The 13,907-nt window shown below is 71.7% G+C and carries 9 protein-coding genes; 4 read left to right on the top strand and 5 right to left on the bottom strand.

Annotated elements, in window-relative coordinates; all coding sequences use genetic code 11:
- Nucleotides 1-123: 123 nt before the first annotated feature.
- A complete protein-coding gene (locus tag ACWC21_RS36530) occupies nt 124-795 on the bottom strand; it encodes an FMN-dependent NADH-azoreductase (RefSeq protein ID WP_450888420.1) in 672 nt (223 codons plus the stop codon).
- A 116-nt stretch (nt 796-911) separates the two neighbouring features.
- Between ACWC21_RS36530 and ACWC21_RS36535 the strand changes: the two genes are divergently transcribed.
- The gene (locus tag ACWC21_RS36535) at nt 912-1,838 is read left to right on the top strand and encodes a LysR family transcriptional regulator (protein ID WP_450888421.1); all 927 of its coding nucleotides are present in this window, start codon (nt 912-914) and stop codon (nt 1,836-1,838) included.
- A 39-nt stretch (nt 1,839-1,877) separates the two neighbouring features.
- Here ACWC21_RS36535 and ACWC21_RS36540 read toward each other — a convergent pair whose 3' ends face one another.
- The 4 genes from ACWC21_RS36540 to ACWC21_RS36555 all read right to left on the bottom strand — a co-directional run bounded on the left by ACWC21_RS36540 (nt 1,878) and on the right by ACWC21_RS36555 (nt 8,033).
- Nucleotides 1,878-2,282, bottom strand: coding sequence for a nuclear transport factor 2 family protein (locus tag ACWC21_RS36540; protein ID WP_450888423.1), 405 nt, complete (start codon nt 2,280-2,282; stop codon nt 1,878-1,880).
- Nucleotides 2,279-3,220: an NAD-dependent epimerase/dehydratase family protein gene (locus ACWC21_RS36545; protein WP_450888425.1), complete on the bottom strand. Its 942-nt coding sequence runs from the start codon at nt 3,218-3,220 to the stop codon at nt 2,279-2,281. The genes ACWC21_RS36540 and ACWC21_RS36545 overlap by 4 nt, the downstream gene beginning before the upstream one ends.
- A 26-nt stretch (nt 3,221-3,246) precedes the next feature.
- Nucleotides 3,247-6,000 (bottom strand): alpha/beta fold hydrolase, encoded by a 2,754-nt coding sequence (locus ACWC21_RS36550; RefSeq protein ID WP_450888427.1) that lies wholly within the window; start codon nt 5,998-6,000, stop codon nt 3,247-3,249.
- A gap of 338 nt (nt 6,001-6,338) precedes the next feature.
- Complete coding sequence (locus ACWC21_RS36555; protein ID WP_450888429.1) at nt 6,339-8,033, bottom strand: PucR family transcriptional regulator; 1,695 nt, start codon at nt 8,031-8,033, stop codon at nt 6,339-6,341.
- Between the two features lie 262 nt (nt 8,034-8,295).
- On the opposite strand from ACWC21_RS36555, the gene ACWC21_RS36560 reads away from it, so the two are divergent.
- From ACWC21_RS36560 to ACWC21_RS36570, 3 genes are read left to right on the top strand one after another with little or no spacing between them, the layout of a single operon-like run.
- Nucleotides 8,296-9,564: an aspartate aminotransferase family protein gene (locus ACWC21_RS36560; protein WP_450888431.1), complete on the top strand. Its 1,269-nt coding sequence runs from the start codon at nt 8,296-8,298 to the stop codon at nt 9,562-9,564.
- A complete protein-coding gene (locus ACWC21_RS36565; RefSeq protein ID WP_450888433.1) occupies nt 9,561-12,446 on the top strand; it encodes an FAD-binding and (Fe-S)-binding domain-containing protein in 2,886 nt (961 codons plus the stop codon). The genes ACWC21_RS36560 and ACWC21_RS36565 overlap by 4 nt, the downstream gene beginning before the upstream one ends.
- Nucleotides 12,443-13,882 carry an NAD-dependent succinate-semialdehyde dehydrogenase gene (locus ACWC21_RS36570; protein ID WP_450888435.1) on the top strand — a complete coding sequence of 480 codons (1,440 nt, stop codon included), beginning with the start codon at nt 12,443-12,445 and terminating at the stop codon, nt 13,880-13,882. The genes ACWC21_RS36565 and ACWC21_RS36570 overlap by 4 nt, the downstream gene beginning before the upstream one ends.
- The last annotated feature ends 25 nt before the right edge of the window (nt 13,883-13,907 follow it).

Consider the following 13,907-nt stretch of genomic DNA (forward strand, 5'->3'; position numbering starts at 1 on the left):
ATCTCGGTGGAGTGCAGGATGGACTCCAGAGCGGAGACCGACTCCTCGGGGAGGTGGCTCAGCTTCAGGTAGACCGGGCCGCGGTCGCCCGGGCCCCTCGGCCGGTCCCCGCCCCGCGACCCGTCAGGCTCCGCCGAGGCCGCGCGCGCTGTCGAGCGCCGCCTCGTAGGAGCCGGCCGCGACGTCCTTCAGATGCGCGAGCCGGGGCACGTGCGCCGACTTCGTCAGCTCCGCGTGCAGGAAGGTCAGGTCGGAGGCGAGGCCCACCATGCCGAGGGCCGCCTTCAGGTACGACTCCTGGTGGTCGCAGTGGTGGCGGGGGGTGCCGGGACCGTAGGCGCCGCCGCGCGCGGAGGCCACCACGACCCTCTTGCCGGACAGCGGGCCCTCGCCGGAGACCGGGTCGAGGATCAGCGGCGGGATCAGAACCCGGTCGAACCACGCCTTGAACGCCGACGACACCGAGAAGTTGTACATGGGGACGCCGAGCAGGATCGTGTCGGCCGCGAGGAGCTCCTCGATCAGCGGCCAGGTCACCGCCCAACTCGCCTTCTCCTCGGGTGAAGCACCGGCCTCCCGGGCCTCCGCGAGGTCACGGACGCCCTGCGTCTCGAGGCGGTGCATGACCTGGATCTGCGCGTCGTCGATGTGCGGGACCGGGTCGGCGGTCAGGTCGCGGTAGACGTACGCCGCCTCGGGGTTGGCCTTCCGCCAGGCCTCCGCGAACTCGCCGGAGATCCGGCGGGAGACAGAGCCCTGGCGGGGGCTGGAGTCGAGGTGGAGGAGTGTGGGCACGGCTAAACCCCTTGCGTGGACGGTGCGTTGAACGGAACCGACTCCATTGAAGTCACCGCACCGGCTTCTGTCCCGTAATCTGGCGTGATACTTCGTAACCGGATGCGTTAGCGGGGATGACGGTGCTGGACGTACGGAAGCTGGTGCTGCTGCGCGAGGTGGGGGCCCGGGGATCGATAGCCGCGGCGGCCCAGGCCCTCAACTACACCCGTTCGGCGGTCTCCCAACAACTTTCCGCCCTCGAGGCGGAGACCGGCACCGCGCTCCTGGACCGCGGCAGCAAACGAGCCGAACTCACCGCCTCCGGGCGGCTGCTCGTGGAGCACACCGAGCGGATCCTCGCCGCACTCGAAACGGCTCAGGCGCAACTCCTCGCCCGGGAGGACGGCAAGGTCACCGGCGAACTGAGGGTCGGCGTACCGCTGCACGAGGGACCGGCGCTGCTGGTGCCGGCGCTGAACCGGCTGCGCGAACGGCATCCGGAACTGCGGATCACCCTCCACGGAGTGGACCCCGACGAGGGACGTCAGACGGTCCGCCTGGGACGGCTCGACGCCGTCCTGGCATCCGGCTATCCGCAGGTGCCCGAGCCCGCGGTGCCGGGACTGTACGAGGAGGAGGTGATCAGCGACCGCATCCGTCTGGTCCTCGCGCCCGGCCATCCGCTGGCCGGGGCGGAGGGGACGCGCGCCCTCGCCGAGTTCGCGCGAGAGCCGTGGCTCCTGGACCGTAGGTCCCGGCTCGGGAAGCTGGCCCTGCACCTGTGCGCCGGCGCCGGCTTCGTCCCCGACATCGTCTCCGACATCGGGGACATGCAGGCGGTCTTCGGACTGGTCTCGCTGGGCTGGGGCGTCGCGTTGGTGCCCGACCTGGTTCCGGACCGTCCGGGCCACCCGGTCGTCCGCGTCACCCTCGAGGGAATCCGGCCCGTCCGCCGGATCACTCTCGTCGTGCGCGAGGGCGCCCTGGACAGCCCACCGGTGGCCGCCCTGCTCCCGGCCGTCCGGGAGGCGGCCGACGAGCTGCGCCGCCCGCCCGAGTGAACCGTCCGGGGATCGTGCGGCGCCACGTCATGCCGTGGGTCAGGTCTCGATCACACGGTGGAAGGCGACGGTGTCGAAGATGTCCTCCATGCGCACCGCCTTGCCGTCCCGCAGCACCCACGAGTGCACGAACGGCTGTGTCTCCGTGTAGCCGCTCAGGGAGACGATGTCCCGGTGGCCGAAGACCACCACGCGGTCGCCCTCCCGGACGAACTCCGTCGGGTGCAGCCGCATGCCGCCGAGGACGGTGGGGACGTGCGTGAGGAACTCCTTGACGCCGGCGTGCCCGTGCTTGGTGCCGCCGAGGCCGTACCGGGCCATGCCCTCGGGGTGCACCCACTCGATGTCCGGGTCGAAGGCGTCCAGCAGCGCGCTCACGTCGCGGGCCGCGAAGGCCGCGTAGGCGGCATGGACGGGTGCCAGTGGATCGGTGCTCCCGGTCATGTCCGGTCCGCTCCTTCGGTCTTCAGATACTCGGGGTACATGGCAGCGAGGGTGCGCCGGATGCCCTCTCGCCAGGAGACCTTGCACGGTCCGGTGAGCGAGCGGCGCAGCGTCGGGTCGAACTGGTAGGTCTCGCGGGTGACCTCGCTGGGGACGAGGTTCGCCGTCACCCCGGTCAGCTCCTCCAGGTAGCGCACGCAGTCGGTGATGCCGACGGACTCGTCGCCGCCCCAGTTGGTCAGGGTCGCCGGCACGCCCGCCGCGTTCCACAGGTGCGGGACCTGTTCCACGAGGTCGTCGGTGTACAGCAGCGAGGTCCAGTTCTGGCCCTCGAGGGGGACCGGGATCGGCTCGCCCGCGAGCATGCGTTTGAAGTAGAGCATGGGTACGCCGCCGTAACCCCCGGGCCCGTAGGCGATGTTGAGACGGGCGATGACGGTCGGCAGCTCCAGGGTCCGGGCGAAGGCCCGGACCGTGCCCTCCGCCGCGATCTTGACGACGGGATAGGCGGGCAGCCAGTCGGCCTTGCCGTCCAGAGGGTCGTTCTCGGTGTACTTGTGGTCGAGGGTCTGGCGGGCGTACAGCGCGCCGGTGGAGACGTAGAGGAACGCCTCCGCCGTACGGCAGTGCGTCATCAGACGTCCCGCGGCGACGGAGTTGACCTCGACGGCCGTGTTGAAGTCACCGTCCTCGCCGCGCCGTACCGCGGAGTGGAAGACGTGGGTGAAGTCCTCCGGCAGGCCCTTGAGCGAGCGGGCGCTCGTGTCGTCCATGTCCCAGCGGAAGGTGCGGATGCCGTGCCGGGTCAGCTCCGCCTCCGCCGCGGGGGCGCCGAAGCGGCCCAGCGCCCATACTTCGTTGCCGTCGGCCAGGGCCTTGGCCACCGGTCCGGCGACCTGTCCGGTGGCACCGGTCACCAGGATCTTCTTGCCGTTCAAGCGGTATCACTCCAGTGGTGGTGGGGTCAGGCGTCGCCGAGGGCGCGGTCGAGTTCCTTGCGCAGGATCGACTGGAAGGTCGCCACATGCGCGGGGCCCATCAGCGTGTAGTGCTCGCCGGGCACGTCGATGTACCGGTTCTCGCCGGTGACGTGCTCGTCCCAGCGGCGCAGCTCGTTGTTCAGCCAGTCCTCCTTGGAGCCGCGCAGCGGTATGGCGTAGAAGACGCTCATCGAACGGACCCGTCCGCTGGGTGAATAGCCGCGGCCGAGGTCGGTGAGTCTGTCGGCGAGTTCCGCCCATGCCCTGAACTTCTCAAGGTCCAGGTCGAGTTCGGCCAGCCGCCCCTCGGGCGCGTGGTCGATGAAGTGGGCGAGTTGTTCCTCGACCGGCAACGACCGCAGCCGGGCGGGCAGTTCGAGAGACTGCTTCTTGTCGATGAGGTCCAGGAAGAACGCCAGGTTGGTCGCGGTCTCGATGAAATCCAGTTCGTTCATCCGGTACTTGATGTGCGGCGGCAGGTTGAAACTGCCGACGAAGTCGACGCGTTCGCCCTGCGCCTCGAGCACCTTGGCGATCTCGAAGGCGACGGCACCGCCGTACGAGTACCCCGCGACGGCGTAGGGGCCGTGCGGCTGCCGGGACCGGATCGCCGTGACGTACGTGTCGACCATTTCGGCGAAGCTCTCGAAGGGCTTCTCACCAGGGTTGAAACCGCGGGCACGCAGCGCGTAGAAGGGCCGGTCGCCGACGAAGTACTTGGCGAGGTTGACGAAGACGAGGACCTCTCCGACACCGGGGTGGACGCAGAACAGGGGGGTCTTGTCGCCCGTGGTCTGCATCGCGACGATCGGGTCGTACTCCTGCTCCACGTCTTCGGCCCGGTCGAGGTGCGCGGCCAGCGCCCGTACGGTGGGCGCTCGCAGCACCGTGATGACCTGCAGGTCGTGCGCGCCGAGGCGCTGGGCGACCAGGGAGCGCAGACGCAGGATGTCGAGCGAGGTGCCGCCCAGGTCGAAGAAGTTGGCGGTGACGCTCAGACGGTCCGGATCGGTGTCGAACATCTCGGCGTAGATACCGGCGAGGACCCTCTCGGTGTCGCCGGCGGGGGCGGTGTAGCCGCCGAGCCGGCGCAGCACCAGATCCTCGACGTGCGCCGTCACGTCGTCGTACGCTCCCGCCTCCAGCCGTCTGCGCATCAGCGCGCGCTGGATCTTGCCGAGGCTCGTCTTGGGGAAGGCGTCCTTCGGCAGCGGCAGGATCCGCGCGGGCCGGAAACCCCAGTGCATGACCACCGTGCCGCGCACCGCGTTGAGCACGCGGTACAGCGCGAGTTCGTCACCGTCGGCGCACTCCGGGTGGAAGGCGACGACGAGTTGCTCGGTGTCACTGCCGGGGGCGCGGGTCGGGAAGGCGGCGACGTAGGAGCGGGCCACGTCGTCGAGATCCTCCAGGATCGTCTCGATGTCGTGGCTGAAGTAGTTGACGCCATTGACGATGATGCTGTCCTTGCTGCGGCCGACCAGCGTGAGCCGGCCGTCGTCGAGCCGCCCGAGGTCACCGCTGCGGAACCAGCCGTCGGGAGTGAAGGCGTTCCGGGTGGCCTGCTCGTCGTTGTAGTAGCCCGGGGTGATGATCGGGCCCCTGAGCTGCAGCTCGCCCACTTCCCCCGCGGGCAGTTCTCGGTGCTCCTCGTCGGCGATCCGGATACTCAGCCCCGCTACCGGCCGACCCAGGTTGGCGAACTCCTGTCCCTGGTCGGCGGCCGGGAACCCGGTGGAGTAGATGCTGCCCGCACAGGTCTCCGACATGCCGAACGCGGGCCAGAGGGCGTCGGCACGCAGCCCGTAGGGTGCGAAGCGGCTGAGGAAGGTCTCGCCGGTGGTGCGTACGACGGCCTCGCCGCCGCTGATGACGTGCCTCAGCCGGGACAGGTCGATCCCGTCGCCGTCCTCGTCGTCGAGCCGGTCCGCCTGCGGATTGATCAGGCCCAGCAGGAAGTTGGGGGTGAACGTCATGGTGATGCCGAAGCGGGAGATGATCCGCAGGAAGTTCAGCGGCTCCTGGAGCACCACGGGCGCCTCGACGTGCACCTGGTTGCTGCCCGTGGACAACGGCAGCAGATGGCATTCGAGGAGGGCGGCGACATGATCGAACGAGACCCAGTTGAGGCTGATGTCGTCCGCGGTCAGCCGGTGGTAGCCGTTCTTGGCGGCCATGGAGGCGAGGAGGCCCGCGTGGCTGAGCATCACCGCCTTGGAGTTGCCGGTGGAGCCGGACGTGAGGACCAGGGCGGCGGTGTCCTCGGGGGCGGCCTCGTGGAAGGAGTCGGCCGGCCGGTCCGCGTGCAGTTCCTCCAGCGGGACGACGGACAGGTGGGCGGCGGAAGGGAGTTCGGCGACCAGGGCGGCGCTGGTCACGACCAGCGGATGGTCGAGAAGGGTGTCGACATGCGTGAGCTGGGCGGACCACCGCTCCGGGTCGCCCCCGAGGGGGGCCATCGGACAGGGGACGAACCCGCCGAGCTGGCACGCCCAGAACGCGGCGAGGAACTCCCGTGGGTTCTCCAGCAGCAGTACGACCTTGTCACCGGGCGCGAGGGAGTGCTCCCGTAAGCCGGTGAGGACCGAGCGGGCCGCGTCGAGGAGTTCGGGGTAGCTCTGCGGGGACGCGTGGAGGTCGTCCACGTTGCGGGGATAGCGAAGCCCGGCCCCGGGATGGTTGCGGGCGGCGTCGTGCAGCAGGTCCGCGATGGTCCTCGTCGTCACGGCTGTGGTCATGTGGGGGCCTTCCTTGCGGAAATGTCGTTCAGACGTACAGGTGAGGCGCACAAGGAAAGTAGGAACCGGTCGACCACGCTGTCAAAGTGTTGAAAAAGCAACAGAGGAACCGGGAAAACAGGAAGAAACCTCCGTCAAACCTGCGGGGGTGTGAGGGCTGACACACTGGTCAAACGGTGTTTCCACCCTTTTCCTCGTCCTTGCCTTTCCTGATCTGCGCCACTGCGTCAACGGCAACTACGCCATTGCAAAGTGCCGCCCAACAGCCTGCAAATTCCGGTTGCGCCGATTTCCCTGACGGTGGGCGTAAGCGATCGAGACGGCCCGGGTGACGCCGGTCAGCGCATCCGCAGGACGTCGAGCGCGGTGAGTGCCACGTGCAGTTCGGTGCGCTGTTCACCGGACTCGAGGTCGCAGTCGAGTAGCCGCTCGACGGTGCGCAGGCGCTGGTAGACGGTCTCGCGGGACAGACCGCCCGAGCGGGCGGCCACCGTCTTGTTGCCTGCCGCGTCCAGGTAGTGGCGCAAGGTGGTCAGCAGGTCCGTGCCGTGGCGGGCGTCGTGGTCGGCGAGTCGGCCGAGCCGGCGTTCGGCGAAGTCCTGGATCCGGGTGTCCTCACGGAGTGCGAAGAGGAGGCGGCGCAGGCCGATGTCGGATCGTTCGTGGTAGGAGCGCCCCGGCGGGAGCGGCCTGCCGGGCTCGGTGGCCTCGGCCACGCGGGTCGCGTCGCGGAAGGAGCGGGCGACGCCGGCGAGGTCCGCCGCCTCGCTTCCCGCGCACACCGTCGTCCCCGGCAGCAGGTCGAGTGCGGTCCGGCTGAGGGTTTCGACGGCGGGTCGCCAAGGCTGGTCCGGGCGCAGGGACAGCAGGATGCCGAGGCGGGTCGGTCCCAGGAGGCCGACGAGGGCCTGCGTTCCCTTCTTCCTCAGTTCCCCGGGCAGGAGTTCCTCCGCCTTCGTCGTGTCGTCGGCGTGCCGGACGTCCGCCAGCACGGCGACGAAACGGGAGTCCTTCGTGGGCAGGCCCAGCGCGGCGACCCGGGCGCGGGCGTCCGCCGGCGAGCGGTGGCGCTGTTCGACGAGGTCGCGCAGGACGCCGCGGTGCGCGCCGTGTTCCCAGGGTGTCGGGTGGGCGAGGCGGGCGATGGTGAGGGCCATCGCGGTTCGCTCCAGGACGGTGACGGCTTCGGGTCCGAACCGGCCGAGGTCCGAAGGCGCGGCCGGGCCGGGCGGTGCCGGGAGCATGGCCACCCTGCCCCAGCGTTCGCCCTGGTACTCCACCGGCGCCGTGAGCCAGCCCTCGGGACCGGAGACGGTGGTGTGGCCGGCGGGCGGTGTCGCCCGGGAGCGCTGTTCCCAGTCCGTGAGCGCCGCCTCGACCGTGTCGGCGGACGGGCGGCAGATCAGCGCCTGGTGGACCAGGTTCTCCAGCACGACGGTGTGGCCGCTCATCTCGGCGGCGGCGCGCACCACCTCCTCCGGTCCGGCGCCGCGCAGGGTGAGGGCGGTGAACGCCTCGTGGACGCGCTGGGTCCGCCGCATCACCTCGGCCTGGTTGCCGAGGATGAGGGCGTGGACGACCTGGGTGACCTCCAGGAAGTTGACGTCCTGGGCCAGGGTGACGAGGGGGAGGCCACGTGCCCGGCAGGCGTGGACCAGGGCGTCGGGCGGCCGGTGGTAGCGGCGGACCAGTTCGATGACCAGGGCCGCGGCGCCGATGTCGGCCAGTTCGTCGACGTAGCGCCGTACGCCGGCCGGTTCGCCGGGCAGGGGCATGCCGGTGGTCAGGACGAGTTCACCGCCCTTGAGGAAGGAGGCGGGGTCGGTCAGCTCGGTGATGTGGACCCAGCGGACGGGGCGGTCGAGCCGGGACGTCCCGGTGACGACCTGGGGCCGACCGGCGGCCAGGACGGGGAGGGCCAGGACCTCGGCCACGGTGAGCGGGCGGCCCGCGGTGTCCGGGGCGCGGCCCGGCGTGCGGGCGTCCGGACCGCGGGCGCCGGGCCCGGGGGCCGTGGGGTGGTTCTCGCTCACGGTGCCTCCAGCAAGATCCCGGCTCCAGTGACACCCGAGAGCCCGGGACGGTGCCCCGTCACTCTGACAAGCGTCGCTGACCTGCGCAAGAGTCCTGAAAGTCCGCGTCCGCGAGGCGGACCGGAGGGGACGGGACCCGACGCGCCTGACACAACGTCCGGATGCCGCGTCCCGGCCGGACAGATCGCGCGTTGGCGCCGTCCCGGCCCGCGGAGATGCTCGACGGACCGGAGCAGACCGACGAACCCGCCGGGAGACGAACATGACCGCACTGTCGCCGCACCTTCGCCAGGCCACTCCCGTGGTGGCGGCCCGGGGCGAGGGCGTCCACCTCTACGGCGAGGACGGCCGCCGCTACCTCGACTTCACCGCCGGCATCGGCGTCACCAGCACCGGGCACTGCCATCCCAGGGTCGTCGAGGCGGCGCGGGAACAGGTCGGCACGCTCGTCCACGGCCAGTACACGACCGTCATGCACCAGCCGCTGCGGCGGCTGGTCGACAAGCTCGGCGAGGTGCTGCCGGCCGGCCTGGACAGCCTGTTCTTCACCAACTCCGGCAGCGAGGCCGTCGAGGCCGCGCTGCGGCTGGCCCGCCAGGCCACCGGCCGCCCCAACATCGTCGTCTGCCACGGGGGCTTCCACGGCCGTACGGTGGCCGCCGCCTCCATGACCACCTCCGGCACCCGATTCCGCTCGGGCTTCTCCCCGCTGATGAGCGGTGTGGTCGTCACCCCCTTCCCGACCGCCTACCGCTACGGCTGGGACGAGGAGACGGCGACCCGCTTCGCACTGCGGGAACTGGATCACACGCTCCAGACGATCTCCTCGCCCGCCGACACCGCCGCGGTCATCGTCGAGCCGGTGCTCGGCGAGGGCGGATACGTGCCCGCGACCCGCGCCTTCCTGGCCGGGCTGCGCGAACGGGCGGACCGGTACGGCTTCCTGCTGATCCTCGACGAGGTGCAGACCGGCGTCGGCCGCACCGGCCGCTTCTGGGGCCATGACCACTTCGGTGTCACCCCCGACATCCTCGTCACCGCCAAGGGCCTGGCCAGCGGCTTCCCGCTGTCCGGTATCGCCGCCCCCGAGGAGCTGATGAGCAAGGCGTGGCCCGGTTCCCAGGGCGGAACCTACGGCGCCAACGCCGTCGCGTGCGCGGCGGCCTGCGCCACCCTCGACGTCGTACGCGACGAGAAGCTCGTCGAGAACGCCGAGGCGATGGGCAGGCGGCTGCGCCAGGGGCTGGAGGCGGTGGCCGACCGGACACCGGGCATCGGCGACGTACGCGGCCTCGGACTCATGCTGGCCACCGAGTTCGTCACCGAGGACGGCAGCCCCGACCCCGAGACCGCCGCTCGCGTACAGCGGGCCGCCCTCGACGAGGGACTGCTCCTGCTGCTGTGCGGTGCGTGGAACCAGGTCGTACGCATGATCCCCGCGCTCGTCGTCGACGAGGCGGCGGTGGACGAGGGCCTCCAGGCATGGGCGACCGCGGTGGAGGCCGGTACATCGGGAGCGGCACGGCGATGACGGACACCGCCACGGCCCTCGAGGCGCTGGTCGCGCGGCTCGCCGGGACCGCCCCGGGCCTGCGGGTGGAGACCGGCCCGGGTTCCACCGGCCGCTACGCCTACGACGCCTCCAACTACCGGGTTCCGCCGCAGGCCGTGGTCTTTCCCCGCAGCGCCGACGACGTGGTCGAGGTGATGCGGGCCTGCCGCGCAGCCGGCCTGCCGGTCACCGCGCGCGGCGGCGGCACCAGCATGGCCGGCAACGCGGTCGGGCCGGGCGCGGTGCTGGACTTCTCCCGGTACATGAACAGGGTCCTGGACGTCGATCCGGTGGCCCGCACGGCGCGGGTCGAGGCGGGAGTGGTCCTGGACGCGCTGCGCGACGCGGCCGCACGGCACGGACTCACCTTCGGTCCGGACCCCTCCTCGCACAGCCGCTGCACCCTCGGCGGCATGATCGGCAACGACGCGTGCGGCAACCGGTCGGTGCGGCACGGGCGTACCAGCGGGCACATCGAGGCGCTGGAGATCGTCACGGCGGACGGCGTGCGCGCCGTCGCCGACCGCACCGGTCTGCGGGCGGCCGACCCGGACGACACCGAAGCGGTACGGCAGGTCGCCCGGCTGACCGCGGACGTGAAACGTCTGATCGACGCCAACCTGGCGCCGATCCGTACCGAGCTGGGCCGCATCCCGCGCCAGGTCTCCGGTTACCAGCTGCACCACCTGCTGCCCGAGCACGGCTTCGACATGGCCCGCGCCCTGGTGGGCACCGAGGGCTCCTGTGCGGTCGTCACCGCCGCGACGGTCCGCCTGGTGGCGACCGCACAGGCTTCCACGCTGCTGGCGCTCGGCTACGACGACGTCGTGGACGCCTCCGAGGACGTCCCCGAGATCCTGCGCTGGAACCCCACCGCGGTGGAGGGCATGGACGAGGCGATGGTCGCCACCATGCGCGCTCGCCGTGGACACGACTCCGTGACCGGCCTGCCCGAGGGGCGGGCCTGGCTGTACGTCGAGCTCGACGGCGACGGCCAGGCGGCGGTCGACGCCCGCGCCGCCGAACTGCTGGACGTGCTCAGGACGCGGGGCCGGACGACCGGCGGCCGGGTCGTGCGGAGCCCGGCCGAGCGGCGCTCACTGTGGCGGGTCCGCGAGGACGGCGCCGGACTCGCCGCACGCCTCGTCGACGGCGGGGAGTCCTGGCCCGGCTGGGAGGACGCGGCGGTCGCGCCCGAGAACCTGGCCGGCTACCTGCGGGACTTCCGCGCACTGCTCGCCTCCCACCGGCTGACCGGGGTGCTGTACGGGCACTTCGGCGCGGGCTGCGTGCACGTGCGCATCGACTTCGACCTCGCCACGGACCGCGGCCGGGCCGCCGCACGCCGGTTCCTCGCCGAGGCGGCCGCCCTGGTCGTCGAGCACGGCGGAACCCTGTCGGGCGAGCACGGTGACGGGCGGGCACGCGGTGAACTGCTGGAGGTCATGTACAGCCACCGCATGATCCGGGCGTTCACCGCCTTCAAGCAGATCTTCGACCCCGAGGGGCTGCTCAACCCCGGCGTCATCGTCGCTCCGGCCCGCTTCGACGCCGATCTCGCCCTGCGTGAACTCCCGCTCTTGAACACGACGTTCACCTTTCCCCACGACGAGAACGGCTTCGCGGGCGCGGTACGCCGCTGCGTCGGTGTCGGCCGCTGCCGTAGCGACGCGGGCGGCGTGATGTGTCCCAGCTACCGGGCCACGGGCGAGGAGAACGACTCCACGCGGGGCCGGTCGCGCCTGCTCCAGGAGATGGTGCGCGGCGACCTGGTGGCGGACGGCTGGCGCTCGACCGAGGTGCGCGACGCCCTCGACCTGTGCCTGTCCTGCAAGGCGTGCTCCAGCGACTGCCCGGTCGGGGTCGACATGGCCACGTACAAGGCGGAGTTCCTGCACCAGCACTACAAGGGGAGGCTCAGGCCGCGCTCCCACTACTCGCTGGGCTGGCTGCCCCTGACCTCCGCCCTCGCCGGACACGCCGCCCGCCCCCTCAACGCGCTGCTGCGCGGACCCCTCGGCGGGCTGCTCGCCCGGCTCGCGGGCGTCACCACCAAGCGCCGGATCCCGCCGTTCGCCTCCCGGCGCGCCCTGCGCGGGGCCCTGCGCGCGGCGGAGCCCGGCACACCGGCGAAAGCCCTGCTCTTCGTGGACAGCTTCACGCGCGCCTTCCGCCCCGAGGTGGCCGCGGCCACGAGCCGCGTGCTCGCCGACGCCGGAGTCCCCTGCACGGCCGAGGACGGCCTGTGCTGCGGCCTGACCTGGGTCAGCACCGGCCAGCTGTCCGTCGCGCGCCACATCATGGCCCGTACGGTCGCCCGCCTCGACAACGGCGACGAGCGGCCCATCGTGGTCGCCGAGCCCAGCTGTGCCGCCGCGCTCAAGCGTGACGTGCCCGAGCTCCTCGGCACCCCCGCCGCCCGTCGCGTCGCGGAACGTGTCCACACCCTCACCGGCGCCCTGACCGACCTCGCCGCACCGCACTGGACACCGCCCGAGCTGCTGGCCGACGTCGTCCTGCAGACCCACTGCCACGAGTACGCCACCTTCAGCGGCCGCCGGCCTCGTGACCTGCTCCGCCGACTCGGCGTACGGAGGGTCGACGAGGCCGAGGGCTGCTGCGGACTCGCCGGGAACTTCGGCTTCGAGGCGCAGCACTACGACACCTCGATGGCCGTCGCCGCCCTCGCTCTGCAGCCACGCCTCGACGGACTCGGCGGCCCCGCCGGACGAACGGTGGTGGCGGACGGCTTCAGCTGCGCCACCCAGATCGACCACCTCGCCGGCGGCCGTGGCATCCGTGCCCTGCACCTCGCGGAACTGCTCGACCCCGCCGCCGATCGACCAGGAGGAACCTCGTGACCGACACACCCACGCAGTTGTTCATCGGCGGTGCCTGGGTGGACGCCGCGGACGGCGCCACCATGCCCGTCGACGACCCGGCGACCGGCGAGGTCCTCTGCCACGTCGCCGACGCCGGCCCGAAGGACGCGGGGCTCGCCGAGGAAGCGGCCGTGCAGGCGCAGGAGGAGTGGGCCCGTACGGCACCCCGGGTGCGCAGCGAGATCCTGCGCCGCGCCTACGAGATCATCCTCGAGCGCACCGACGAGCTCGCCCACCTCATGACCTCCGAGATGGGCAAGCCGCTGGCCGAGGCGAGGGGAGAGGTGGCCTACGCCGCGGAGTTCTTCCGCTGGTTCTCCGAGGAGGCCGTCCGGGTCGACGGCGGCCACGGCGTCCTGCCCGACGGCCTGAACCGGATGCTGCTCTCCCGCCGCCCGGTCGGCCCCTGCCTGCTGATCACCCCCTGGAACTTCCCCCTCGCCATGGGCACCCGCAAGATCGGCCCGGCGGTCGCGGCCGGCTGCACGATGGTGCTCAAGCCGGCCCCGCAGACCCCTCTGTCCAGCCTGGCGCTCGCCGCGATCCTCAAGGAGGCCGGGCTGCCGGACGGCGTCCTGAACGTCGTCACGACCTCCCGCGCGGGAGAGGTGTGCGAACCGCTCCTGCGCGGCGGACGGATCCGCAAGCTGTCCTTCACCGGCTCCACCGGCGTCGGGCGGCTGCTGCTCGCGCAGAGCGCGGAGGCGGTCGTGAGGACCTCGATGGAGCTGGGCGGGAACGCACCGTTCATCGTCTTCGAGGACGCGGACCTGGACCGGGCCGTGGACGGCGCGATGGTCGCCAAGATGCGCAACATGGGCGAGGCGTGCACGGCCGCGAACCGTTTCTTCGTGCACCGGTCGGTGGCGGCGGAGTTCGGGCGGCGGCTGGCCGCGCGCATGGGCGCGCTGGTCGTCGGCCCGGGGACCCGGGACGGCGTCGACGTCGGCCCGCTGATCGACAGGACCGGCCGTGCCAAGGTCGAGGAACTCGTCGCCGACGCGGTCGAGCGCGGCGCGCGGGTGCTGGTCGGCGGCCGTACGCCGGAAGGACCGGGCTGTTTCTACCCGCCGACCGTGCTCGGCGACGTCGATCCCGGCAGCCGGCTGATGGACACGGAGATCTTCGGTCCGGTGGCGGCGATCCTCACTTTCGACGACGAGGACGAGGTCGTGCGCCGCGCCAACGACACTCCCTGGGGTCTGGTCGGCTACGTCTTCACCGAGGGCCTCGACCGCGCCCTGCGCGTCAGCGAGCGCCTGGAGGTGGGCATGGTCGGCCTCAACACCGGTCTGGTCTCCAACCCGGCCGCTCCCTTCGGCGGCGTCAAGCAGTCCGGGCTCGGCCGCGAGGGCGGGCGGGTCGGGATCGACGAGTTCCTGGAGTACCAGTACCTCGCGGTGCCCGTGCGATGACGGCGGCACCCACCGGAGGTGTCAC

The sequence above is a fragment of the Streptomyces sp. NPDC001348 genome, assembly GCF_053597535.1.